At 62.3% G+C, this 25,892-nt stretch carries 20 protein-coding genes; 12 read left to right on the top strand and 8 right to left on the bottom strand.

The window, feature by feature from the left end:
* Nucleotides 1-2 precede the first annotated feature (2 nt).
* Nucleotides 3-2,114: a TonB-dependent receptor gene (locus EK373_RS09035; protein WP_129642348.1), complete on the top strand. Its 2,112-nt coding sequence runs from the start codon at nt 3-5 to the stop codon at nt 2,112-2,114.
* An 84-nt stretch (nt 2,115-2,198) separates the two neighbouring features.
* Here EK373_RS09035 and EK373_RS09030 read toward each other — a convergent pair whose 3' ends face one another.
* From EK373_RS09030 to EK373_RS09020, 3 genes are read right to left on the bottom strand one after another with little or no spacing between them, the layout of a single operon-like run.
* Entirely contained in the window at nt 2,199-3,770 is a 1,572-nt protein-coding gene (locus EK373_RS09030) for a general secretion pathway protein GspF (RefSeq protein ID WP_129642347.1), read from the bottom strand.
* A 12-nt stretch (nt 3,771-3,782) separates the two neighbouring features.
* Entirely contained in the window at nt 3,783-6,242 is a 2,460-nt protein-coding gene (locus tag EK373_RS09025; protein WP_198683170.1) for a LamG domain-containing protein, read from the bottom strand.
* 14 nt (nt 6,243-6,256) lie between these two features.
* Nucleotides 6,257-7,465, bottom strand: a complete 1,209-nt coding sequence (locus EK373_RS09020) for a hypothetical protein (protein ID WP_198683169.1) — start codon at nt 7,463-7,465, stop codon at nt 6,257-6,259.
* 483 nt (nt 7,466-7,948) lie between these two features.
* On the opposite strand from EK373_RS09020, the gene EK373_RS09015 reads away from it, so the two are divergent.
* Genes EK373_RS09015 through EK373_RS08985 form a run of 7 tightly spaced genes read left to right on the top strand, consistent with a single transcriptional unit; the run spans nt 7,949 to nt 15,176 of the window.
* Entirely contained in the window at nt 7,949-10,729 is a 2,781-nt protein-coding gene (locus EK373_RS09015; RefSeq protein ID WP_129642346.1) for an HzsA-related protein, read from the top strand.
* Nucleotides 10,729-11,478: an outer membrane beta-barrel protein gene (locus tag EK373_RS09010; protein ID WP_129642345.1), complete on the top strand. Its 750-nt coding sequence runs from the start codon at nt 10,729-10,731 to the stop codon at nt 11,476-11,478. The genes EK373_RS09015 and EK373_RS09010 overlap by 1 nt, the downstream gene beginning before the upstream one ends.
* On the top strand, nt 11,445-12,152 hold the full coding sequence (locus EK373_RS09005) for an outer membrane beta-barrel domain-containing protein (RefSeq protein WP_129642344.1): 708 nt from the start codon (nt 11,445-11,447) through the stop codon (nt 12,150-12,152). The genes EK373_RS09010 and EK373_RS09005 overlap by 34 nt, the downstream gene beginning before the upstream one ends.
* A gap of 45 nt (nt 12,153-12,197) precedes the next feature.
* Nucleotides 12,198-12,698, top strand: a complete 501-nt coding sequence (locus tag EK373_RS09000; RefSeq protein WP_129642343.1) for a TlpA disulfide reductase family protein — start codon at nt 12,198-12,200, stop codon at nt 12,696-12,698.
* A gap of 23 nt (nt 12,699-12,721) precedes the next feature.
* Complete coding sequence (locus tag EK373_RS08995) at nt 12,722-12,946, top strand: DUF4266 domain-containing protein (protein WP_407676192.1); 225 nt, start codon at nt 12,722-12,724, stop codon at nt 12,944-12,946.
* 8 nt (nt 12,947-12,954) lie between these two features.
* Entirely contained in the window at nt 12,955-14,139 is a 1,185-nt protein-coding gene (locus EK373_RS08990; RefSeq protein WP_198683167.1) for a DUF3570 domain-containing protein, read from the top strand.
* Nucleotides 14,139-15,176: a DUF3187 family protein gene (locus tag EK373_RS08985; RefSeq protein ID WP_157994286.1), complete on the top strand. Its 1,038-nt coding sequence runs from the start codon at nt 14,139-14,141 to the stop codon at nt 15,174-15,176. The genes EK373_RS08990 and EK373_RS08985 overlap by 1 nt, the downstream gene beginning before the upstream one ends.
* Nucleotides 15,177-15,183: 7 nt before the next feature.
* Here the strand turns inward: EK373_RS08985 and pap are convergent, their stop codons facing one another.
* From pap to glnE, 4 genes are all read right to left on the bottom strand, one after another.
* Complete coding sequence (gene pap / locus EK373_RS08980; protein ID WP_129642341.1) at nt 15,184-16,626, bottom strand: polyphosphate:AMP phosphotransferase; 1,443 nt, start codon at nt 16,624-16,626, stop codon at nt 15,184-15,186.
* A gap of 3 nt (nt 16,627-16,629) precedes the next feature.
* Complete coding sequence (gene aguA / locus EK373_RS08975) at nt 16,630-17,760, bottom strand: agmatine deiminase (RefSeq protein ID WP_129642340.1); 1,131 nt, start codon at nt 17,758-17,760, stop codon at nt 16,630-16,632.
* Nucleotides 17,761-17,875: 115 nt separating this feature from the next.
* Nucleotides 17,876-18,076 (bottom strand): zinc-finger domain-containing protein, encoded by a 201-nt coding sequence (locus EK373_RS08970; RefSeq protein ID WP_116809467.1) that lies wholly within the window; start codon nt 18,074-18,076, stop codon nt 17,876-17,878.
* Between the two features lie 34 nt (nt 18,077-18,110).
* Nucleotides 18,111-21,002 (bottom strand): bifunctional [glutamate--ammonia ligase]-adenylyl-L-tyrosine phosphorylase/[glutamate--ammonia-ligase] adenylyltransferase, encoded by a 2,892-nt coding sequence (glnE, locus tag EK373_RS08965; protein ID WP_157994285.1) that lies wholly within the window; start codon nt 21,000-21,002, stop codon nt 18,111-18,113.
* Between the two features lie 138 nt (nt 21,003-21,140).
* Between glnE and EK373_RS08960 the strand changes: the two genes are divergently transcribed.
* From EK373_RS08960 to EK373_RS08945, 4 genes are all read left to right on the top strand, one after another.
* Nucleotides 21,141-21,758, top strand: a complete 618-nt coding sequence (locus EK373_RS08960) for an energy transducer TonB (RefSeq protein ID WP_129642338.1) — start codon at nt 21,141-21,143, stop codon at nt 21,756-21,758.
* 287 nt (nt 21,759-22,045) lie between these two features.
* Nucleotides 22,046-22,963: a trypsin-like peptidase domain-containing protein gene (locus tag EK373_RS08955; RefSeq protein ID WP_129642337.1), complete on the top strand. Its 918-nt coding sequence runs from the start codon at nt 22,046-22,048 to the stop codon at nt 22,961-22,963.
* 174 nt (nt 22,964-23,137) lie between these two features.
* Complete coding sequence (locus tag EK373_RS08950; RefSeq protein ID WP_129642336.1) at nt 23,138-23,683, top strand: glycine zipper 2TM domain-containing protein; 546 nt, start codon at nt 23,138-23,140, stop codon at nt 23,681-23,683.
* A 164-nt stretch (nt 23,684-23,847) separates the two neighbouring features.
* A complete protein-coding gene (locus tag EK373_RS08945; RefSeq protein ID WP_129642335.1) occupies nt 23,848-24,588 on the top strand; it encodes an SIR2 family NAD-dependent protein deacylase in 741 nt (246 codons plus the stop codon).
* On the opposite strand, the gene EK373_RS08940 is transcribed toward EK373_RS08945, so the two are convergent.
* Nucleotides 24,589-25,887: an amidohydrolase gene (locus EK373_RS08940; RefSeq protein WP_129643495.1), complete on the bottom strand. Its 1,299-nt coding sequence runs from the start codon at nt 25,885-25,887 to the stop codon at nt 24,589-24,591. It lies immediately after the preceding gene.
* Between the last annotated feature and the right edge of the window lie 5 nt (nt 25,888-25,892).

Here is a 25,892-nt window from a genome sequence, read left to right as displayed (position 1 = left end):
CAATGAACAGGTTCATCATCATGCGTGCTTCGCGCTTCGGTTCCACCGCCCTGCTGGGTTGCTCGGCGCTGTTTATTTCCACCGTTCAGGCCGCCGAGCGCAGCGGCGGACGCGTGGAAGAAGTCGTCGTCACCGGCACGCGCGAAGCGGAGCAACTGCGCGATTTCGCCGGCAGCATCTCGCTCGTGAAAGGCAACGACATAACCGTCGTCGGCTCGACTCATCACAGCGAGATCATGAATCGCGCGCCCGGCACGATGATCCAGCGCAACAGCGGCGAGGAAAGCCTGACCGCGATCCGCTCGCCCGTGCTCAGCGGCCCGGGCTCGTGCGGCACGTTTTTGTTTCTGGAGAACAGCGTGCCGATCCGTCCCACCGGCTTCTGCAATGTGAACGAATTGTTCGAGGTCAACAGCGAGCAGGCCAGCTCGATCGAAGTGCTGCGCGGACCGGCCGGTGTGATCTACGGTTCCGGCGCGATGCACGGTGCGATCAATGTGATCTCCGCTCAGCCTGGAGAAATGCCGGCGCGCAGTCTCGCACTCGAAGGCGGGCCGGATGAGTACTACCGCGGCAAACTCGGCTTGAGCCACAAGAGCGATGCGACCGATATCGGCGGTGTCGTGGTCGCCTCGCACGACGGCGGCTGGCGCGACAGCTCGGGCCTCGAAGAACAGAAGTTGAATGTCGGGCTGACGCATCGGCGCGGCGATGCGCAGATGGGATTGGATCTGGCCGCGACCAACCTGAACCAGGAAACGGCAGGCTTCATCCAAGGCTTCAACGCCTATCGCAACGAAGCCATCGCGAAGTCGAATCCCAATCCGGAAGCGTATCGCGACGCCTATGCCGTGCGGCTCACGGGCCGCTACGAGCAACCGCTGAACGACAACATGCAGCTCGCCGTGCGTCCGTATGTTCGTTACTCGCGCATGGATTTCCTGCAGCACTTTCTCATCGGCAAGCCTTTCGAGGAGAACGGGCAGGAGTCGATGGGCGTGCTGACGGCACTCGATTTCACCGCGTTCAACAACACACGGTTTCTGACCGGCCTCGATCTCGAAGTCGCGCAAGGCTTCCTGAAAGAAACCCAGCCCGGGCCCGCGACGGACGGTGCGCCCGCCGCGAATGCCATCCGTCCCGCGGGCAAACATTACGACTATCGAGTGGACAGTCGAGTAGCCGCGGTTTACGGGCAAGTCGAGCAACCGTTCGCGCAGCGCTGGAAGGCGCTCGGCGGGGTCCGCTACGAGTATGTCGATTACGAATACGACAATCGCATGATTGCCGGCAACACGCGCGAGGATGGCACGACCTGTGGCGCCGGCGGCTGTCTCTACAATCGTCCAGCAGATCGCAACGACGATTTCAGCAACGTGACGTCCAAGCTGGGGCTCACCTACGAGATCACCGACGATCACACCTTGTACGTCACGGGCACCCGTGGCTATCGCGCGCCGGACACCAGCGAGCTGTATCGATTGCAGCGGCAGCAGTCGGTTGCGGATCTCGATTCGGAACGTCTCGACAGCATCGAGCTCGGCGCTCGCGGCTTCTTTGGCCCGCTCGGCTATTCGCTCGCCGCGTTCACGATGGACAAGGACAACGTGATCTTCCGCGATTCGAACGGCTTCAATGTCAGTGACGGCCGCACCGAGCACGATGGCGTCGAGTATGAGTTCTCGTGGGCGCCGCTCGAAACGCTGTCAGTGGCGCTCGCTGGCACCTACGCGAAGCACACTTACGACTTCGATCGTGTCGTCGAGCAAGGCGAAACCATCGTCGCCGGACGCGACGTCGACACCGCACCTCGCCACATCAACACCGCGCGCTTGAACTGGAGCTTCCTGCCGTCGGCGGCGGCGGAATTGGAATGGATATCGGTGGGCAAGTACTTCGTCGACGCCTCCAATTCGAACCAGTACGAGGGCCACGACCTGCTGAACCTGCGCGTCAGCTGGCAGGCCACGGAAAACTGGCGAGCGCTGGTTCGTCTCAACAACGTCACCGACCGCGCCTACGCCGACCGCGCCGACTTCGCCTTCGGCAACTATCGTTATTTTCCAGGCCGCGGCCGCACGCTGTTCGTTGAAGTGCGTTACGAAACGGAATAGTCGGGCTCGCCATCGGAATATGCCAAGGCCGCAAATAAAAAGGCCCGGCGGCAGCCGGGCCTGACAGTCGACAGCGCGAAAAAATCAGGTTACGGGGCCGGTGACGATGGGAGTGAAGGCGGTCAGGCCATCGAGGGACCCGCCCAGCGCATTCCCGAACTTGTTGGTGAAGTCGCCCTGCTGGCCGTGCAGCGCCATGTAGTTGAGGATCACGGTCTGCACCAGCAGGTTGACGTTGTTGGCCGCGGGGCTGCTGCTCGTGACCACGTCGCCTCCGGCGCTGTAGTAACCAATCTGCTGGTGACGCGCCTGAGCCGCGGCGTCAGCGCCCAACAGCGTGGGTCGGCCGAGTGGGTTGAACACGAGGAAGAACGATGCAGCGGTCTGCTGATTGTCGCCGGTCCACTGGCCCTTGCCGCGGCCGCCGGCAGAATCGTCGATCATGCCATTCGACGACAGCGAGCCGTCGCTGAACACATAAAGCATCAGCGGCTTGTTGTTGAGCGCCGCATATTCCAAGCACGCGCCGATACAACGGCCGGCGCGCAGATCGCGCTCTTCGCCGGTGGCGCGTTCGCCGGTGTGATAGTCGAAGCCGCCCATGGTGATAGTGCCCGCGCCGGCATTGCCGTCGATGACGAGCTTCATCACGGACGCGGTCTTCTCGAATTCACGGTCGCCGCCGAAGTTCGCGCCGAATATCGATAGAACGTCCGGATCGATGCTGGGGTTGAGCAAGGTGGGATCGCTGAACTTGTCCACCGTGGCGGCACTCTTGAGATAGGCGCACTTGAACTGCGACTTCACGTCCGCATCGCCGGCCAACCCGGTGCTGACGTTACCGAGCTTGCGATTGGAGAGGCGATACATGGTCTCCAGCGTCCGCACTGTGTCGGAGTCGGAGAGGATACCGGCCACGTCGCCGGTGTCGACCAGGCCGGTCACATCGCTGACCCGATCGATCTTGGTCGGCCGGAACTCGGGATTGAGATACATGGCCGGGCTCATCGAGTTGCCGCCCGACTCGGAGTTCTGCGAGCCGATCAGGGTCAGCAGATTGGATTTGACGCCCCACTTCGCCAGCCCATACATCGGATTGTGAGGATTGTTGCCGGTGTCGTTCTCGGAACGCGCGGCGATCACCGCGCCATTGACGCGAGCACGCGTAGTCGCCGTCGTTTTCTCGAGCATGCCGCGCAGGAACGCGCTGTCGGAATGAAATGCCAGGCCGAACTCGGCGTTGACGAAGTTGGTGGTGGAATTGTTCGGCAGCATGTTGCCGGGCAAACCGAGTTTGGAATAGCCCTGCGTACTCAGGAAATCCAGCTGGCCGCCCTGCTGTCCGACCAGCACGTTGGAGCCGGCGATATTCGCGCCGCCCGCCAGGTCGAAACAGATGAACGGGATTCGCTGGTCGCCGCCAGTAAGGCCGCAGCGCGTGGTCAGGGCGGCCAGGTCGGGAAGATCGCCGGAGAGCGCCGCCTTCGCCTGACGCGGACTGAGCGTGCTCAGGGCCGGCACCATCACCGTAGCAGCACCGGTAGTAAAACCCTGCGCGAGAAAATCGCGCCGAGTGACGGGCTTCTTGTGCGAGCCATGTTTCAAAGGCTCATTCAGGCCGAGAGCACGTTTGCGTTGTGACTTGATGATGAACATGCGATGAGCCTCTTACTCAACCAGGGTCGCGGCGTTACCGAGAGCGGCACCGCAAGCGGCCTTCACGACATCCGCTGTGCGCTGACCGCTACAGGCCTGATCGCTGCACAAGGTGCCCATCAGACCGCCCACGTCCGCCATGAAATCCGTGTCGCTCAGCTGCGAGGCGGCCGTGCCAATCATCTTGTAGTACAGAGTGTCGAGCACCGCCTGGCCATTGGCATTCGGGATCCTGCCGGAGCCGCCGGGCTGGGTGAGATCCGCGCTGAAATCCACGCCGGGGAAGAAGCTGCTCCTCTGCGTATTCACCAGCACATTGCAGTACTGCAGCGCCAGCTGCGCCACCGCGGTCTGGTGCGATGACAGATAACCCTGCAGGTCATGCACCGCCGGCAACGACTGACGCACGTTGTTATACGAGCGCTTGATATCGGCGTTGTTCGGATCGACGCCGGTGATCGACGCCATGGTCGCGTTGATGGCATCGAACAACTTCACGCCGATGTCGGAGGTGCCGGTGCTGCCGACCCTGGGAATCGCGATGCCCGGGGTGTACTGGGTACAGAAATCCTCCTGTGCGCCCAACTTATCGAAGCACAGGAAGAACTGGTCGAACTCGGGCCCCTGCTCCGCGGGAATGATCGTGCCTACCGAGGAGAGCAGCTGGCCGGTGGCGGCCGAATACATCTGATCGTTGATGGTCAGATCCAGCAGGCGATAGGCCTGGCCCACCTCCGCTTCGGCGCCGTTCACGCCGATGCGCATGCTCTGCAGCGGAATGCTGCCCGGCATGGCCGCCGCGTCCAGACTGATGAACTTCGGATTGGTGAACAGATAACCGTAGCTGTCGTACTGCGTGGCCTCGAACATGATGTAGGCCCTTGGCATGTCGACGACGTGCGAGACGCCGAACAGCAGGAAGAACTTCTGGCCGACGCCGGCTTCGAAATTCTGCTTGATCTGCTGCAGGTTCAGCGCGCGGTTATAGATGGCCGCCAGGCGGATCACGCCTTGCCACTGGCGATCGCCGCTGGCTTCGTTGCCGAAGTACAGCGCGAAGGTATTGTCCCAGGATTCCAGCGAGCCGCCGCCCGAGCCGTCGACATCGCCGGTGAATTCGCCGTTGACGTAGATGCGACGGCCGTTGACCGGATCGAACGTCATCACGACGTGCTGCAACGAGGCTTGCAAGCGTTCCGCATCGTCGTCGGTGATCAGCCTCGGCATGCCGTTGGCATCGGTCTCGGAGCTGCGAGCGGCGAACTCATAGTTGTACAGGTTCTGGCCCATCGTGAAGTTACGCACGTCGGTGCTACCGGAGTAGCTGACGATGCGCGCGTCTTCCTGCGTCACGTTGCCAGGCACGACCCACGCTTCGATCGAGTACTCGCCGGTCGCCTTGATCAGGTCATTGAACTTGCGGCTCGCGGCGCCAAACGTCTTGGCGCGGCCGCTGCGGATGTTGATGCCCCAGCCGCCGACCCACTCGATGCCGGGCACCGACAATTCCAGGTCGGCCGTGGGCGCAACGCCGCTGGTGTCGTACGCGATGTTGCCGCTGCCAGTCTTGAACTCGTACAACGCGATCATGTTCGCTTCGTAACGGTTGCCGCCCGCGGCGACCGTGCCGTCGTACAGCGTCAGCGCCTTGCTGAGCACGCCATCCGGCGGCGGCGCGGCGGTAATGCCGGCTGCCAGGATTTGAATCTGCTCGAGCATGGTCTGGGCATCGGTCTCGCAGTCGTCGGTCCAGCAGTTGTGCCTTTCGGGGAACAGGCGCACTACGAAACGGGACTGTTCCGGCGCATTGAGATTGATCTTCGGAATCGCCGCCAGATAGGCCTCGTCGATATTGTCCGCGGCGAAGAACGGCTGCTGCGCGGTCGCCGAGTTCGACTGATGGCAACCCGAGCAATGCTGATTCAGCAGTGCGTAGACGCCGTTGAAATTGGCCGGCCGCACGGCCGGCAGGCGCTTACCGGAAGTCGGATTGACCAGCTCCGGCTCGAGCAACGTGATCTGCTTGCCGCCCGTGCCCGTGGCTCCAACCCAAGCCGTGATCCAGCGAGTGAGATCGCTTGCACACGCCGCCGGATCGCCGCGCCAGCAGTTGTGACCGCCGGCAACTTTAGTGACGAGCAGCGACAGCGAGGGATTCTCGCGGTTCACGATGCCGGTGGTCTGCTGATACGCCTGGTTCACGTCGTCGGAGCGCGCAAACGAAGGCGCCTGGCCGGTAGCGTTGTGACAGCCGCCGCAGCGATCGGGCGTACGGATGTTGTTCCAGAATTCGTTGCGGAACGCCTGGATGTCGTCGTTCGCGGCGGCGGGGCCGACATAGTCCGCGCCGACGTTGGGCGGAGCCGGCACCGGGTTTTGCTCCGTGCTCGAACCGCCACTGCAGCCGGCGAGCGCCAATGCGCCGAGCGCGGCCAGGATGCGCATTTGTTTCTTGATGCTGTTGATGCTCATGGAATCACCGCGCCTCACTGGCCAGCACACTGGGCAGCCACCCGCGCGAATACGGTTCGCAGGCTGCCGCCACTCTCGAAGCTCTGGACGATGTTGTAGAAGACGCCATTCTTGGCGGCTCCAATCTCGGCGGCGGTAGGCCCGCGGAAGCAGACCTTGCGGAACACTTTTTCGGTCTGGCACTCGGCGAAGGCGTCGCTATACGCGAACTCCTGCCCCAAGGTCTTGGCGCCGTTGCCCCGGCCAGGCCGGGCCGGGTCCCAGCCGAGCACGTTGATATCGTTGCGTCCGTCGATACGCATGCGGTTTTCCCACGCATCGTTCGGCGTGACATAGCCAGGCTTGAAGCTGTCCGAATTGATCAGGTACTTCGGCTGCACCTGACCCTGCGTGTACACCAGCCGTCCGGCCGTTTCGTCGAAGTCGTAGTAAGCAAAGGCCTGCGCCATCGAGTCCATGACGTTGTGGCAGCCGACGCAGTTGTTGTTGAACACGCGGCTGTCGCCGCCCGGGCTGCGGGTCACGTCCTGACGGATGCGGTCGGGCGGCAGGCTCGTATCGCTGATCTGTTCCATGTCCCGGCACATGTGATTGAGCAGCGTGAAACGGAACATCGCGCGGTTGGTGCCGTCGATGAAAAAGGCCTCGGAGGCAGCGCGCGAAGTGATGACGCCGGCCGTCGCCTCCGGCGGCAGGCCGTTCAGCGACGACTGCGTGGTGCGTGTCAGCGTGCGCAGATCGACGTTGTTATTTTCCAGCGTCGCATAGTGTTCGTTGCTGGTCGGCGAGTACGCCGGGCCACCGCTGCCGACGTAGACCACGTCGTCGAACAGCACCTCGCGGAAGTCCCGGTCGTCTTTCACCAGGCCGATGACGGTCGCCGTGTAATCGTTCAGCGGCGCGAAGATCGACTGGTCGCGATTGGTCCAGGGTGTGGCGAAGTTCTTCAGCGTGACGGTGTAGAAATCCTTCGAGTGGTCCAGCTCCGGATCGAGCATGTACGCCGCAGCGCCGGCGAGTCCAAGGTTCGTGACCTGGTCTTCCAGATCGTTGAGCAATAGCTCGGACGGCGATGTGCCCGTGAGCCGCTGATACATCCGATGCGCCTGCTCGCGCGGGCCGGCGGACGCCTGTTGTCCCAGCGCCAAAGTTGCGAATGCCACGCCTAGCGCGGCTGCTTTCGCGAGCGGGGAAGTTCCGTTCGTTGGTTTCATGTTGCTCATGCAGCTCTTTCCCACAGCCAGACGATCTACTCTCGGCAGACTCCGGCAAACTCTTAAGGGTCACCCGCGGTATCGATACAAAGTCGGTTGTACCCCGACATTGGGCGGGACTATACGGCCGGCTTTTCAGCCAGTTAACTGTCTCAATCGCCATACGTCGCGCCCAAGAGACAGTGTCGAGCGCTTCGCGCGCGCGTGTAGTCTCGCCGCCACGATGGGCAGTCCAGCGCGGCGCCCCGTCATTGATATCGACGGGATCACGGTTGGAGTGTGAGGCGCTTCACGCAATGCTCCGAAGCCCGGCGGAAGTGATTCGAGATTCAGGGAATATCGCGTCCGCTTGTGACTCGCTTAACGGATCGCGAAATATGTCGCGTCGAAGATGGCGCCCCCGAAAACGAAGCGCTCCGACCCCATCGAATACCTGGCGATACCTGGCAGACAACGTTGTTAATCGATGCGAGAACTCGGAGTAACGCTTCAATGAGTCATCAGGCGCAGCAAGACGCGTCGAATCGGGCCATCGTGCGCAAGGGCGGCGCGGTGCTGCTCATGAGCGCCATTGCGTTCCTGCTCGGCGGCTGCGACAGCGGCGGCGGCGGCACCGATGTGACCATCGGCAGCGGTCAGAACATGGATCCGGTGACGCTGGATTTCCCGGTGTTCTACGTGAAGCGTCCGGTGCCGGATCCGGAAGACGACGAGCTGGCGAATGCCGATGCGCGCGAGCTGCTCCGATTCGAGATCGGCGCCGACCTGTTCATGCGCGATCGCGCTTCGACGTCCTCGCCGGAAGTCAATCTAACGTCGGCTGAGACCCAGGGTCTCGGCGATATCCGCGACGTGAGCGTCAACTACGACGGCACCAAGGTGCTGTTCTCCATGCGTGCGCGCTTCATCGAGAACGCGGACGAGGAAGATCAGCCGACCTGGAACATCTGGGAATACGACGTGGCGAGCCGCCAGCTTCGCCGCATCATCACCTCCGACATCGTGGAGGAGACCGGTCACGACATCATGGCGCGCTACCTGCCGGATGGGCGCATCGTGTTCAGCTCGACCCGCCAGCAGTCCTCGCGCGCCATCCTGCTCGACGAGAACAAGCCGCAGTTCGCGGCCCAGGACGAGAACGACAACGAGTCGGCCTTCGTGCTGCACGTGATGGATGACGACGGCACCAACATCCGTCAGATCTCGTTCAACCAGAGCCACGACCTGACGCCGGAAGTGCTGCCCAACGGCCGCATCGTGTTCACGCGCTGGGAACATCACATCGATGACAACCAGTACGATCTGTACTCCATCAATCCCGACGGCTCGGATCTGCAGCTGCTGTATGGCGCGAACAGCCATCAGACCGGCTCGCCCAATCCGCCGCCGAACGCCACGTTGAGCACCATTCAGTTCCTGAATCCCAAGCCGCTGCAGGACGGCCGCACGCTGTCCCTGGTCCGTCCCTTTCAGGGCACGGGCGAAGGCGGCGACCTGGTGCTGATCGATACCGATACTTACGTCGACAACACTCGCGCCGCCTCGGCCGCAAACATCGGCATGACTGGTCCGGCGCAAACGCGCGCGCTGCCGACCGATGTGCGCACGATTCCGGGCCCGTCGCCCGGCGGCCGGTATCGCACGGCTCAACCGTTGTATGACGGCAGCGGCCGCCTGCTGGTGAGCTGGTCGCAGTGTCGACTGGTGGAGGACACCCGCATCGTCCCCTGCACCAGCGATCGCTTGCAGAACCCCGATGCCGTGGAAGCGCCGCCGCTGTATGGCATCTATGTGTACGACGTTCGCGAAAATACTCAGCGACCCATCGTCGTTCCGCAGGAAGGGTTCATCTATACCGAAGTGGTGTCGGGCTCGCAGCGTGCGCTGCCGGTCGTCATTCCGGATCGCACCGCGGGCATCGACTATCCGCAGCAGTTGCAGAATGAAGGCGTCGGCGTGCTGAGCATCGGCAGCGTGTATGACATCGACGGGGTGGACACCGCGCCCGGCGGCATCGCGACCGTTCGCAATCCGGCCAATGCGGGTTATGCGACCCGTCCCGCTCGTTTCCTGCGCGTCGAGAAGGCCGTATCGATCCCGGACAACGACACCCGCGACTTCTCGAACACCGCGTTCGGTCCGAACCGTGCGCTCGGCATGCGCGAAATCCTCGGCTACGCGCCGGTCGAGCCGGACGGCTCCGTTAAGGTGAAGGTGCCGGCGAACGTCGCATTCTCGATCAGCGTGCTCGATGCGGACGGTCGCCGTCTCGGCGGCGCGCTGGGCGGTCGCCACACCAACTGGTTGCAAGTGCAGCCGGGCGAGCAGCTGACCTGCAATGGATGTCACAACGGCAATGCCACGACGCCGATGGCGCACGGTCGTAAAGGCATGACCAACGCGGTGAATCCGGGCGCGCCCAGCGCTGGTGTGCCGTTCCCTGGCGCCAACGCTGCTTTGTTCGCCAACATCGTCGGCGAGACCATGGCGGACACCCGTAACCGCATCATGTGCGGCGGCGCCTGTTCGATGAGCGTCGACCTGGCGTTCAAGGATTACTGGCTGACGGCAGCGCCCGCGACCAATGAAGTCGACGCGTGCTATGCCGCCGGCATCAACAACGTGCTGACGAACGCGGCCGATCCGCTTGCCCGCTTCGCCTGTGCGAACTCATTGCCGGCAGGCGCGGTGGCGCCGGTCGCGCCGTCCTGCCGTTCCAATCTCACGACCCTGTGCCGGATCACCATTCATTACGAGCGGCACATTCATCCGCTGTGGGGCCTGGACCGCTTCGTCGACGCCAACGGCGACGGCATTCCGGACGTGGACGGCGGCGGTGTGATCATCAACAACAAGTGCAACAGCTGTCATGCACCGGTGAGCGCGGCTGCGGCGCAAGTGCCCGCCGGCGATCTGGACCTGAGCGACGGCCCGTCCGAAGAGCAGGCGCTGCAGTTCAAGTCCTATCGCGAGCTGTTGTTCGCTGACCGCGGCCAGATCCTCGACGGCACTCAGCTGGTCGATGAATGCCTGGAGTTCCAGACCGACCCGGTCACGAACGTGACGACCTGCGTGGCCTTCCGCAACGTGCCGGCCTCCATGAACGTCAATGGTGGCGCGGGCGTGTCACGCTTCTTCGAGAAGATGGAAAGCACCGGCGGAACCGTGCCGCATAGCGACTTTATGTCACCAAGTGAGTTACGCTTGCTGTCCGAATGGTTGGACATCGGCGCGCAGTACTTCAACGACCCGTTCACCGCCCCGGAGAATTGATGTCTCGGTCGCTCACGCCGCTATCGTTCCTATGCTTACTGTTGCTGTTCGCGGCGGGAGTGCAGGCTGAAGAACCGGCGCACAAGATCCTCATCGCCGATCCGTTCATCGAGCTGCACTCCGGCCCGGGGCGCGGCTATCCGATCTTCCATGTGGTGGAGCGCGGCCGTGAAGTGGAGCTGGTGAAGCGCCGCACCGACTGGTTCCAGTTGCGCACCGATCAGGGCGTCGAAGGCTGGGCGTCGCGCGATCAGATGATCGCGACGCTCGAGCCCACCGGCGAACCGCTCGACCTGCAGGAGCCGGCGCGCGAGAACTATATGAGTCGCCGTTGGCAGGCCGGCGTCAGTGGCGGCGACTTCGACGGCGCGAGCCTGGTCTCGGTGTTCGGCGGCTACGCCTTCAGCGACAACCTGTCCATCGAGCTGACCGTCAATCACATCATCGGCGAGTTCTCCAACAGCCACAGCTACACTGTCGGGCTGTTGCACGTATTCGCGCCCGAGTGGCGCCTGTCGCCCTATTTCACGCTCGGCACCGGTGTGATCTACACCGATCCGAAGGCGAACCTGGTGGACACCATCGACCGTGACGATCAGATCGGCTACGTCGGTGGCGGCCTGCAATTTTATCTGACCCGTCGTTTCATGTTGCGCTCCGAATATCGTCACAACATCGTGTTCACGAGCCGCAACGACAACGAGGAAGTGGACGAATGGAAGTATCTCGGTCTCGCATTCTTTTTCTGAGCCTGCTCGCCGTTACGGTGCTGCCAGGCTGCTCCCTGCTGGGCGGTCGCGATGACGACCGGCCGGAGTCGTTGGCGCCTGCCGCCGACGCCGAGCCGTTGACCGGCGAGCCGGACCAGAAGCCGATCATCGATCCGCAAGTCGAACGGCGCGAGATCCGCCGCTCGCGCATCGATACGGAAGATTTCGAGCTCGGCGGCTATGTCGGCATCATGAGCATCGAGGATTTCGAGAGCAACGTCGTGTACGGCGGTCGTCTCGCCTATCACCTCACCGAAGATTTCTTCCTGGAAGGCACGTACGGCAAGTCGCGCGCCGGCCGCACCAGCTACGAGAATCTCGCCGGCCAGGCCGATCTGCTCAACGACGACGAGCGCGACTATTCGTATTACGCGCTGTCGCTCGGCTGGAACGCGCTGCCTGGCGAAGTCTTCATCGGCAAGAACCGTGCATATAACAGCGCGTTCTACCTGGTGGCCGGCATCGGCAACACCGAGTTCGCCGGCGACGATCACTTCACCGTGAACGGCGGCTTCGGCTATCGCGTGCTGCCGGCAGACTGGATCGCCGTGCACTTCGACGTGCGCGACCACATCTTCGACAGCGACCTGGTTGGCGAAAAGAAGATCGTCAATAATCTAGAAGCGCATCTCGGTTTGTCGATTTTCTTCTGAGCGACGATACCCGCTGGATCTGTGTGTCATAGAGGGTCGTCTCTCATGTCGATGAGCAAATGGATTCGCGCCGCCGCTCTGTGCAGCGCGCTGGTTGTTTCTTCGCTGGTCGGCGCCAGCACCTCGACCGGCGTCGCGCCCACCTTCAGCCTGCCGTCGCGAGCTGGCGACAATGTGTCGCTGGAGCAGCTCAAAGGCAAAGTGGTGATGTTGAATTTCTGGGCGAGCTGGTGCGGTCCGTGCCGCACGGAAATGCCGCTTCTCGAAAAGATGCACAAGCGCTACAGTTCGCTCGGCTTCACCATGGTCGGCGTGAATGTGGAAGCGAACACCGCGGACGCTGAACGCTGGTTGCAAGACACGCCGGTCTCGTTCCCGGTGCTGTTCGACCGCGAGAGCAAGGTGAGCAAGCTGTACGACGTGAACGCCATGCCGAGCACGGTGTTCATCGATCGCAAGGGCAACATCCGCTACCTGCACCGGGGCTACAAGCCGGGCGACGAAGGCGAGTATCTGAACCAGATTCGCGCCCTGCTGAAAGAGTAAGAGGTCACGACGTGATCAAGGGAATCGCGGTCAAGGTAGTGTTCAGCGTGGCGCTGGTCTCGGGGCTTTCCGCCTGCGGCAACATCGAGCCGTGGGTGAAGCCTTATGAGCGCCAGCAGCTGGCCGATCCCATCATGTCCGCGAATCCCAATCCCGTTTCCTCTGCTTATATCGACCACGTGTGGGAAGCTCGCGAAGGGGCTCGTGGCGCACTCGGCGGCGGTGGTGGCGGCTGCGGCTGTAACTGAGACATCGCATGAGCCTCGCCCGCAATAAAGCACGCATTCTCCGGTCGATGGCGGCCTGCGCCGCACTGGCGCTGCCCCTGGCGAGCTCGGCCGGCGTGCTGCCGGATGATCGCGCCGACGCGCTTTATCACCGTTACGAAGGCGGCGGCGTGACCATTCACGGCCCGTCGGTGCTGGTGCGAAAGAAGATGGCGGAAAAGTACGCCGTCAGCGCCAACTACTATCAGGACATGATCACCAGCGCGTCCATCGACGTCGAGGTGAGCGGCGCGAGCGAATACAAAGAAGAGCGCGATCAGTACTCGCTCGGCTTCGAATATCTGCGCGGCAAGACAACGTACAACCTCAGCTATACCAACAGCGACGAGAACGATTACGAAGCGCAGACGGCGAGCTTCGGCCTGAGCCAGGATCTGTTCGGCGACCTGACGACGATCAGCATGGGCTTCTCGCGTGGCTCCGATAAGGTGCGCAACTCCACCGACCCGAGCTTCGAACAAGACATCGACCGCTGGAGCTACCGGGTCGGCGTCTCGCAGATCCTCACCAAGTCGTTGATCGCCACGATGAACCTCGAGGTGATCACGGACGAAGGCTTCCTGAACAATCCGTACCGCTCGTATCGATACATCGATCCGAACGACAACCGCCGCTTCATCCTCGCGCAGGAAATCTATCCGCGCACTCGCACCAGCAATGCGGTCGCGTTGAACGGGCGTTACTTCCTGCCGTATCGCGCCGCTATTTACGGCGGCTACCGATTCTTCACGGATACGTGGGACATTCGCGCCGACACCTTCGAGCTCGGCTACGTTCATCCGATCAAGCAGCAATGGACGCTGGAAGCGCGCGTTCGTTACTACCAGCAGGACCACGCCGAGTTCTATGCCGACCTGTTTGGCCGCGTGAACGAGCAGAATTTCCTGGCGCGCGACAAGGAGCTGTCGACCTTCAACAGCGTCGCATTCCGCATTGGCGCGAGTTATGAGTTCGCCCAGACCGGCTGGCGCTTCGTGAAGAAGGGCTCGGTGAATCTGTTCTACGATCGCATCGAGTTCCAATACGACGACTTCCGCGACGCGCGCGCGTCGAAACTGCTTCCCACCGACCCGGGCTACGCGCCCGCTGGCAGCGAGCCGCTGTACGAGTTCGGCGCGAACGTAATTCAGGCGTTCGTGTCGATCTGGTTCTAGTGAGCCGCGAGTCGCGGCTGCCGATCGTCGCCCTGCTGCTGGCTTCCGGCGTCGTTCATGGCGCCGACGGTGAAGCGTCCAGGTTCGACGAAATTTCCATCGCTCACCCGAGAATCGACCATCGCGCGCCATTTGTGGTTCGCGATCAAAATCCGCTGCTCGCGGGGCTCGGGCTGCCGACGACGATGCCGTCCAAACACCGGTCGGGCTTCTCGGCCCGCTTGGACTTCTACTGGGGCAACACCGCGCTCATGCAGGAGCAGGGTAACGAAGCCATCCTCGTCGATGCCGAGACACGCGAAGCTCGCGTGACGCTGCAAGGCATGTTCATGAATGGCGACTTCGATAGCAACTTCGGCTGGCAGCTCCAACTCCCTTACCGCTACACCGGCAGCGGCGGCCTCGACAGTTTCATCGATAGCTGGCACGACACGTTCGGTCTACCCGACGGCGCACGCTCTGCGCTGCCGCGAGATCGAATTCGCATCGCCTACACCCGAGCAGGCGCACGGCAGCTGAATACAACGTCATCGTCCACCGGCCTCGGCGATCTCCAGGCGGCGCTCAGCTATGAGATGTACGAGTCGTACAAATCCAGTCTAAGCGCCTGGCTGAACCTGAAGTTTCCGACTGGCGACGCAGATGAGCTCACTGGCAGCGGCGCAACGGATGTTTCTTTTTTGCTGGCGGGCCAACACCGCCTGAGCCGTAACTGGAGTGCATTCGGACAGGCAGCGGTCACTTATTTGGGCGAAGGCGATCTGCTGCCCGATAGGCAGCGCAGCGTTGTCTGGAGCGGCATGGCAGGCGTGGGCGTGAGTGTATGGCGCGGCTTGTCATTGAAAGCGCAGGTGGATGCCCATACGGCCGCCTACGACAGCGAGTTGGATTTTTTCAGCGACGCAGTGGTGCTGACCGTGGGCGGCGACTATCTGTTCGAGTCGGGGTGGCGCCTCGACGTCGGCGTCAGTGAGGACCTTGCGGTCGAGCACTCCCCGGACGTCGTGTTCGTCATGGGCATCAAGCAGAGCTGGTAGTCCCGGGTCAGCGCTCCAGCGTCTCGCACACCGCTTTCAGCACCGTCAAGCGCGCTTGTTTCTTATCGTCCGCGGCGACGATCGTCCACTTCGCGTCGTCCGTGTCAGTGCGCCGGATCATTTCGGCAGCGGCATTTTGATATGCGTCGTAATAGCGCCGATTCGCCCAATCTTCTCGATCGACCTTGAAGCGCTTCAGCGGATCCTCATCGCGCGCCTTGAAACGCTTCAGCTGCTCTTCCTTGCTCACGGACAACCAGAACTTCGCAACGAATAATCCATGCTCGGTCAGCTGGCGCTCGAACTCTACGATTTCGGCGTAAGCCCGTTTCCAATCCGGATCCGGCGTGAGGTCGCGCACTCGCTCCACCAGCACTCGCCCATACCAGGAGCGATCGAAAATCGTGATCGAACCCTGCGCCGGGATGTGACGCCAGAAGCGCCACAGATACGGATATAGCAATTCTTCCGGCGTCGGCGCTGACACCGGCACAACTTGATATTGACGCGCGTCCAATGCGTGCGTGATCCGTCGGATCGCGCCGCCCTTCCCCGCTGCGTCCATGCCTTCGAATGCCAGCACCAGACCATGCTTGCTGAATCGCGACTTGCGCACGAGCCGCGCCATGCGCCCCTGCAAAGTCTCGAGCTGACGCTCGTATTCATCGTCATCGAGCGGGTGCTGTGGCTGTAGCACCGGGGGCCGCGCGAGCTTGCCCGGCTTCTCGCTGGGCCAATCGCGACGCTTCTGCTCAGCCTGCTTCAACCCGGCAGCGATCTCGTTGCGCAGAATTTTGCCGACCGTCAGCAACCGATACTCCTCATCGGTGCCGTCGACCCGATGCCACGGCGCGGTCTCATGATCGGTCGCCTTCAAACAAGCGTGCACGATCCGATTCACTCGCTTGAAGTGTTTCGCCTGCCAGCGATCTTCCTTGGTGACGCGCCAGCTCGTGAGCTTGTTGGCGCACAGTTCTTTGAGACGCCGCTGCTGCGTTTCATGATCAGTGTGGAGATAGATCTTCACGACGCGCACGCCATCGCGCACCAGCATGTTCTCCAACTGCAGGATCCGCTCGACCGAGCGTCGGTCGTGATCGTTGGAGCTGTCCTTGATGACGCCGCTGAGATACTCGCCATACCAGCCGGCGAAAAAGAACGTCATGCGTCCCCGTGCCGGCAGCTTCCGCCAGTAGCGCCACAGGATCGGAAACTTCTTGTCGTAGGCGGCAGGCGCTCCCAGCGCGTGTACGTCGATGTGCTTGGGATCGAGCCATTCCAGCAGCGCGTTGACGGTCTCGCTGCGGCCGGCGGCCGGCGTGCCGGCGATGATGACGGCGACGGCACACGACTTCGCCGTGTGCAGCTTCAACTCCAGATCGAGCAGCTCATCGCGCAGTGTCGGCAGATTTCGTTCGAACGCCGCCTTGCTGATGCGTGGAGCTGCCATGGATCACTTCCTCTTCGTAGCTCCGCTGCGCACCGGTTTACGCGCCGGCACCTGCTGAGTAATGCAATGAATGTTGCCGCCGCCGAGCAGGATCTCGCGCGCCTGCACGCCGATGATCCGGCGCTCCGGAAAAATCTTCTGCAATGTGCGGGTCGCGTCGCCGTCCTGCTTCGGATCGAGCAGCGGCATCACGATGGTGGAATTGCCCATATAGAAATTGACGTACGAAGCCGCCAGCCGCTCGCCGATCTTGCGCGAGGCCGCGCCGCTATCGGCGACATCGACATCGAGCGACTCTTCGTGCGTGCGCTTCAGCGGCCCGGGCTGCTGCAGCTTGTGAACTTTCAGCTTGCGACCCTGAGCGTCGCGAGCACCCATCAAACGCTCATAGGCATCCTGCGAGACCTGGTACTGCGGATCGCGCTTGTTATCGGTCCACGTCAGTATCACTTCGCCGGGGCGCGCGAAACAGCACAGGTTGTCGACGTGCCCGGTGGTCTCGTCGTCGATGACGCCCTTACCCAGCCAGATCACGCTGGTGATGCCCAGATACTCGTGCAGCAGGATTTCCAGCTGCCCCTTGTCCAGGTGCGGATTGCGATGCGGGCTGAGCAGGCACTCTTCGGTAGTGATCAACGTGCCTTCGCCATCGACATGGATGGCGCCGCCCTCCAGCACGAACGGCGCGCGATAACGATCGGCGCCTTCGATCTCGCACACCTTGCGCGCGACCAGGTCATCCTGATCCCAGGGGAAATACAAACCGCCGCCGATACCGCCCCAGGCATTGAACACCCAGTCGACGCCCCGCAGCTCGCGGCGCTTGTTGACCACGAAGGTCGGGCCGACATCGCGCATCCAGGCGTCGTCGCTCGACATCTCCACGACGCGAATCGCATCGGGCAGCATGGCACGAGCTTGCAGGTATTGCGCGCGAGAAACGCCGACGGTGACGGGCTCGCCCGTGGCGATTGCGGTAGCAACGGCAGCGAACGCCTTCTGTGCCGGCTTCGCGCCGAGCCGCCAGTTACTGGGCCGCTCCGGCCACAGCATCCAACAGCCGTCGTGGGCCTCGAATTCGGCCGGCATGTGAAAGCCGTCCGCCGCCGGCGTGGTGTCCAGTGTCTTGGTCATCCGGCCATGGTAACCAAATCGCTGGCATCCGAGCGTGAGCCAGTTTTCGATCGGGCCCCCACGGACATCTGGACATACCCGCAGTGGCCAACGCCGATCATGAAAAAATCACCGCTCAGCGGCTCAAGGTGTACTCAGCGCTGCAGTACGGGCACTTGGCCCAGCCGGTCTTCTCGATCGGCAGGAATACCTTGGGATGCGAGTTCCACAGGTGCATGCCGGGCATCGGGCACGACAGGGGCAAGTCGGCCGCGGTCACGGTGTACTGGTTCTGGGCGTTGGGCTGGATCAGCTTGGCGGCAGGTTCAGTCGTCATAACGGCATCGGCAGGTTCTTCGTAAGGGGGCTGATTATCGCAGATCGCCCGCCTCGCGCATGACCTCTTGCCAAACTTCCACGACGCCGCGGCGCTCGGCCACGAATTCTGCGTCGCTGACCACGTTTTTGACGCCATCGAGGGCCAGCCGGTGCATGCGCTGGCGGTATTTGCGGTAGGTATCGACCAGGAAATCCACCCGCGACTGCGGCACCAGGTTGCCCGAGCCCAGGCTTTCCAGCTGCCGGATGTTGTCCGAGAACGTGACGATCTCCGGGTAGCGGTCCGCCCATTCGAGCATCCAGAACTGCACCAGGAACTCCAGGTCGGCGATGCCGCCGGCATCCTGCTTCAGGTCGAACTGCCCTTCCCGCGCCTTGGACAGATTTTCACGCATGCGCTCGCGCATCTTGCGAACTTCATGCTTCAGGCCGTCGCGTCGGACGGCATTGCGAAGCACCTCGATGCGAGCCTGCTCGAATTGCTCGCACACTTGCGGGTCGCCCGCAATCGCCCGGGCTCGCAGCAGCGACTGATGTTCCCAAGTCCAGGCTTCCTGAAACTCATACTCGCGAAACGCGGCGACTGACTGCACCAGCAAGCCTTTGTTGCCGCCCGGCCGCAGCCGGGTGTCGACTTCGTACAACCGGCCTGACGCTGTGTGCACGGTCAACAGGTGGACGAGTCTTTGCCCGAGCCGCTGGAAGAACACCGTGTTCTCCACGGACTGCTCGCCATCGGTCCGCTGCGACTCGCCGACCGAGTCATGCAGGAACACCAGATCCAGATCGGAGCCGTAGCCCAACTCCAAACCGCCGAGCTTGCCGTAAGCCACGACGATCATGTGCGCCATGTGCGACTCGCCGCGCTCGTCGACGAAACGAGGCACGCCGTGCTTGGCAGTGATCTGGGCCCACGCCAGCGACAATGTTTCCTGCACGATGAGCTCGGCGATGTCGGTCAAGCGGTCGCTGACCTTCATCAGGGGCAAGCCAGCCGTAAGATCGGCCACGGCCACTCGAAACATCGCCGCGCTTTGGAACTGACGCAGAATCTCGACCTGGCGCTCCGGATCTTCGTGCTGCATGCGGCCGCGCGAAGAGGCGAGGTCGGCCGCGAACTGCGCCCGCGATGGCGCTTCTTCGATGAAGCGCTCGTCGATCAGCTCATCCAACAACAGCGGCTGCGCGGCAATTTGATCGGCCAGGAATTGGCTGTGCGCGCACAGTTCGACGAGCCGCCTCAAGGCTGCGGCATTCTCGGTGAGCAAGGCGAGGTACACCGTACGCCCGCCGATCATTTCGAAGATTCGCAAGACTCTGGCGAGCGTCGTGGTCGGCGCAGCGTCCGATGCGAGCATCCGGAGAATTCGCGCCAGCAGGTCGCGCAACCGCCGACGGCCGGTGTCGTCGAGTCGACGGTAGTAAGTGCTATTGCGCAGCTCTTCCAATCGACTGTTGATCGGCTCGGGATCTGCGACACCGCAATTGATCAACATGCTGGCGCGTTCTGACGCGTCGACGTCCAGATCGAAGCTGGATTCGAGCGAAGCGATACCGTCAGTGCGCTCCTGTGGGCCGAAGACAGTCTGAGTGAAGTAGCGCTCGACACGTTGTCGGTGCGCGTTGGTTTGAGCGACGAGCTCGTCCCAACTGCCAACATGCATTGCGAACGCCAGCCGCTCGCGAGCAACCGGATCTTCGGGCAGCTGATGCGTCTGTTCGTCATTCCACTGCTGCAGACGATTCTCCAGCACGCGCAGATAGGCATACGCCGCTTCGAGATCCCGCACCGCGTCCTCGCGCAACAAGCGCTGGCCGATGAGCTGCGGCAGGATCACTCGCAGCTCTTTGCCTTGCAGGCGACGATCGCTGCCGCCGCGGATCAGCTGGAATGCCTGTACGATGAACTCGATTTCGCGAATGCCGCCGGGGCCGAGTTTGACGTTGTCCTTCAACTCACGCCGTTCGACTTCGCGCGCAATCATCGCCTTCATGTCACGCAGCGATTCGAACACGCTGAAGTCGAGGTAGCGTCGATAAACGAATGGCCGCAGCACTTCGTCGTAGAGCGACGGAAACTGCTCCCTCGCCGTGAGCGCCCGCGCTTTGACGTACGCGTAGCGCTCCCAATCGCGACCGTGCTGCTGCAGATAGTGTTCGAACGACGCGAAGCTAAGCGCGAGTCGGCCGCTATCGCCGAACGGCCGCAAGCGCAGGTCGACCCGATACACAAAACCCTCGACCGTCGGCGTCGCCAGTTGCTGGACGATCTTCTGGCCGAGGCGCAGGAAGAACTCTGCGTTGTCGATGGGACGTGCGCCATCGGTTTCGCCGTCTTCCGGATACAGCAGGATCAGATCGATATCGGACGAGTAGTTCAGCTCGCCGCCACCGAGCTTGCCCATGCCAAGAATCATCAACGGTTGAGCTTCGCCACTCTCCGCGCCGCGGGGCGTTCCATAGCGTGCGACCAGCGCCGCATACATGCGCCGATAGACGAGATCGATACAAACATTGGCCAGCGTCGACAGGTCGCGCAACGTTTCGTCGAGCGTCGCCCAACCCGCAATATCGCGCCACGCGATTCGCACCATATGCCGCTTGCGAAACCGACGCAGCGACTCCATCAGGTCGGCTTCTGCTTCCCCACGCACGCGCGCTTCTGCCTCCTGCGCCAACCAATCCTCGGGCGCGCGCGAGAACAGGTTGCCGTCGGCGATGAGGCCGGCCAACAACGCAGGCGAGCGAAGGCAGCTGGTCGCCACGAACTCACTGCATGTCCACACACGAGGCAATGACTCGACGACGCGCGCGTCCTCGAGGATTGGCCGCCACTCTTCTGGATTGTCTTCGCGCGCAGCGGCCAAACGCTTTTCACTGTCAGCGAGCAGGCCACTGGCCGTGTCGGAAATAGATGCCGTCATAACGCCAAGTGTACGGAACTTTTTCGGGTTGCCGCCAACTCGCGACAGTTCCATCGAATTGCCGGTTGAACCGTTGGCTCATTCCACCCGTTTATAAGCAGGACCGCAGGCCCGGCCTGCGTAGAAGTGGAGGTAAGAATGTACGCACCAGGTACTCCGAACAACCAGAGCTTCTTGTCTCGCGGCGGCCCGGCGATGGCCGTGATCGGTATTCACATCCTCATCATCTACGGTCTGGCCGCGACCATGGGCGTGGTGAAGGTGCCGCAATTCGCGGCGCCCATCGAAGCCGTGTTCATTCCGGAGCAGACTCAGGACGAGCCCGATCCGCCGGTGCCCGTGAAGCCCGAGATCGATCAGGTGATGCCGACCGAGACGCCGATGCCCGAGGTCCAGTTCGACGAGCCTGTCGTGCCTCCGGCGGACGTGGCGACGCCGCCTTCGGAGAACGCGATCGCTGCAACGACGGCCGGTGCCGTCGCGCAGGATCTGAAGACCAGCAATCGCGTCGAACCGACCTATCCTTCAGCCTCGCGTCGCGCGGGTGAGGAAGGCACGGTGCGCTTGAAGGTGCTGGTCGACGAGAAGGGTCGTCCGAAGGACGTCGCCGTGGCCACCAGCAGCGGCTTCCCGCGACTCGACCAGGCTGCAATGGAAGCCGTCCGTAAGTGGCGCTTCGTGGCCGCGACCGACGGCGCCAGCCCGATTAGCGCCTGGACGCAGGTCGCCATCACCTTCCGCCTGACCAGCGCATAAGCGTCCATCCATTCAGGCAGCGCTTCCTCCCGGCCGGGCCCTTGCCCGGCCTTTTTTTATGGCTGTTCTTCGGGCCAATTCTCAGTTTCCGAGCCGAGAATTTGAGGCGCGTCACGCCTTCGTCGAACTCATCGCCCTAGGCTCGGTCGCAAGGAAAGTTGACCGATGACTGTCCCCGTCCGCAGACAACGGACAGGCCATGGCGATCAGGTGCTTCAGGCTTCGCCCTAAAGCTTCGCACCGCCTGGCCGTGCGAACTTCTCAAGCATCCGAGCCACGGGGTGACCATGCGCGCGAAACCTGCCTCTCTGCCCTCTGCCAGCAACTCTCGCAAGAGCGCGCTGAAGATCGCGCTGATGACAGGTGCATTGGCCGCGCTGGCATCGATGGACCATCAGAGCGCGCACGCCGATGCGGCTCTCTGCGGCAAAGGCAGCGAATGCGCGCCGGACCTGTCCTCGCCCGCCGAGAACGAGCATTTCTTCCGCTTCTCCATGGCGCACGACCAGGGCGCTCAGCACGAATCGCTGCGCCGGAGCGAAGTGACCTCCAAGGATTTCGCCTCGTTCAGCGGCGTTGGTGTGATTTCCTGCATGGTCGACGGCAAGCAGCGCACGTCCACCGCGTTCCTCGTCGGCGCCTTCGACATCGGCGTCACTGTCGCTCACACGTTCCAGAAGAGCTCGACCGGCGCAGAGCCTGCCGACTGCACTTACAACAGCATCGATTCGCACGGCCAGGTGCGCGAGCGCATTCCCGTTTCGTATGTGAAGTCGCAGTGGGATGAAGCCGGCGCCGCCGGTCAGCTCAGCAAGGACTTCGCGGTCGTGCGACTGAGCCAGCCTTCGCGATACGCCCAGCGCACCATGCCGCTCGGTCGCTTCTCCGGCGCGGCTGCCTCGGTCGTGATGGTTGGTTACAAAAGCGACATCGACGCAGACAGCGTCAAGCGCAAGGCTCGGGGCACGGTGTACGAGCGCAGCGCGAACGGCATCGTGAATTCCAGCGCGGGTGGCTTCACACACGATCTGGATTCTCGCGACATCGCTCCTGGCGCGCCGCTCATGGATGAGACGACGGGCGTCATCATCGGCATGCACGCGCAGTCGGCTCGCAACACCATGATCACCATGAACGACTGGCTGGAAACGACGATCAAAGCCGAGATGCAGCAACAGCAGCAGCGCGAAGCGCGCGCCAACTGATCTTTCGAAAATCCTTTTTGATGGGCGCCGCGAAGATTTTCCGGCGCCCTTTTTCTTTGTAGCAGGGCTCACTGACGCAAGATGGCGACGGGAACCGTCCCGGGACCGGCTTCGTTTAATCTTTGTCCTACACACTGCGCGTAATTGTCGGCGCAGCAAGACAGGAGAATTGGGATGAACAAATCGTTGGTGACCGGTCTGGTGATCGGCGCTGCGGTGGTTACGGCGGGTGCGGCAGTTGCCAATCTGGATGTCTTCGATCGCAGCCCCAAGTTTGCAGAGGTGCTGAAGGTCGACGCCGTGAAGGAGACTACGCGCACGCCGCGGGAAGTTTGCAGCGATCACGTCGTGACTCATCAGGCGCCCGTGAAGGACGAGAAGCGTATTGCCGGGACCGTGATCGGCGCGGTCGTGGGTGGTGTGCTCGGCAATCAGATCGGCGATGGCCGTGGCCAGAAGATCGCGACCGCCGCTGGCGCCGCGGCAGGCGGCTACGCTGGAAACAAAGTCCAGCAGCGCATGCAGAACGGCAACACGTATACGACAACGGAACAGCGTTGCGAAACCGTGTACGACAGCAACGAGAAAGTCGTTGGCTACGATGTGCGCTATCGGCTCGGCGATAAGGAAGAAACAGTGCGTATGGACCGCGATCCGGGCGCGCAAATTCCGGTAGTGGACGGCCAGCTGCAGCTAGCCCAGAACCCAACTCACAACTAACACGACGGAACGGTCGGCTGCGTTCGGCCGTTTATAAGTGCCGGGCCGGTAAAACGGTCTTGGTAGGTTAGCGGTAGGCGGCACGGGCACTCCGTGAGAGTATAAAGAGGAGACCCCTTCCTCCCACCTCTCAACTGATCGTCCTCCGCCCACCGCTGACCCTTATGACCGATTTCAGCGATCTGCTCCGCGCCAGCCAGCGCGTGCTCATCTTCAGTGGCGCAGGCATCAGCACCGAGTCCGGCATTCCGGATTTCCGCAGTCCGGGCGGCATCTGGAGCAAAATCCAGCCTATCTATTTCCAGGAATTCGTCGCCTCGGAGCACACGCGTCGCGAGGCTTGGCGACGTCGCTTCAGCAATGCCGATGGCTGGGTGGGCGCGAAGCCGAATCGCGGCCATTTCGCCGTCGCGGAGTTGATTCGCTCCGGTCGCGCGAGCGTCGTTGTGACTCAGAATGTCGACAACCTGCACCAGGTGTCGGGCGTCCCGGAAGAGAAAGTCATCGAGCTGCACGGCAACTCGACTTATGCGAAATGTCTGAAATGCCAGACCCGCGTCGAGCTCGATGAGCTGCAGCGTGAGTTCGAGGCAACCAACACCGTCGGGCCCTGCAAACGCTGTGGCGGCATCCTGAAAACCGCCACCATCTCTTTCGGCCAGCAAATGCCCGAGCTGCCCATGCGGCGCGCTCAGGAAGAAACGCTCGCCTGCGATTTGTTTCTAGTGCTCGGCTCGTCGCTGTCGGTTTTTCCCGCCGCGGACTTCCCTGCTCGCGCCAAACAAAATGGCGCGAAGCTGGTGATCGTCAACCGCGATCCAACGCCGCTGGACGACATCGCCGACCTGGTCATCCATGACGGGATCGGCGATACGATGGAAGCGTCGTTGGCACGGCTGAGCTAGCTACTTCGCGCCCTGCAAATAGTCGACCGCCACCGACGCCAACGCGCGCGTTGCGAACGTGATGCCTGGCTCGTCGATGTAGAACAGCGGTGAGTGATTGCTCGGAGCCGCGTTTGCATCCTGACCCGCCGGCGTCACGCCAACATAGAAGAACAGGCTGGGAATCAGATCCGCGTAGTACGCGAAATCTTCCGAGCCTGTGATCAACGGCAGCGTGACGACCTTGTCCTCGCCCGCGACTCGCTTAAGTGACGGCAACGCCCGCTGCGTGAGCTGAGCATTGTTCATGACCACTGGGTTGTTGCCCGGATTGAACTTGACCTTCGCCTGCGCGCCGGTGGACTCCGCGATGTTAGTGGCCGTGAGATCGATGCGCTTCATGATGTCGGCACGCATGTCTTTGTCGAACGTGCGCAGCGTGCCGAACATCTCGACCTTGTCCGGGATGATGTTGTGACGAACGCCGCCATCGAACTTGCCGATGGTCAGGACGGCCGGCAATTCGGTGATGTCGATCTGGCGGCTGACGATGGTCTGCAATCCCATGACGATCTGCGAGCCCGCCACGATCGGGTCCACGCCCGACCACGGACGTGAGCCGTGTGACTGCCGGCCCTGCACTTCGATGCGAAACGAATCCGACGCCGCCATGAACGGCCCGGAGCGATAACCGATGATGCCGCTATTGAGCGTCGATGTGACGTGCAGGCCAAACACTGCCTCCGGCTTCACTTCATTGAACACACCGTCCTTGATCATCAACGAAGCGCCGCCCTCTTCACCTTCGGGCGCACCCTCTTCCGCCGGCTGGAAAATAAACAGCACCGTGCCGGGCAGATCCTGTTTCATGCCCACCAGCATTTCGGCGATGCCCATCAGGTTCGCGACGTGCGAGTCATGACCGCAGGCGTGCATGACGCCGACCTTCTTGCCCAGATATTCGGTCGTCACCGTCGACTTGAACGGCACATCGACCTGCTCGGTCACCGGCAACGCATCCATATCGGCGCGTAGCGCAATCACCGGGCCCGGCTTGCCGCCCTTCAGCACTGCAGTGACGCCAGTGCGCGCAATGCCGGTGCGCACCGGCAAACCCAGCTTCTTCAAGTGATCCGCAACCAGCTTCGACGTGCGCGTCTCGCGATTGCTCAGCTCGGGATGCTGATGAATGTCACGGCGCCAGGCGATGACCTTCGCTTCCACCTTGCTGGCAGCAGCATCGACCTGCGCTCCCGAAATCTGCGCATCGGCTGCGGCCGCGCCAAACATCGCCGTCATTGCCAGGCCGGTCGGAATCATCCACT

Origin of the sequence: Peristeroidobacter agariperforans (assembly GCF_004138335.1) — a bacterium.
GTDB classification, from domain to species: domain Bacteria; phylum Pseudomonadota; class Gammaproteobacteria; order Steroidobacterales; family Steroidobacteraceae; genus Steroidobacter; species Steroidobacter agariperforans.
Note: the sequence above shows the minus strand (reverse complement) of the source record. Positions and strands in the feature narration are given on the sequence as shown.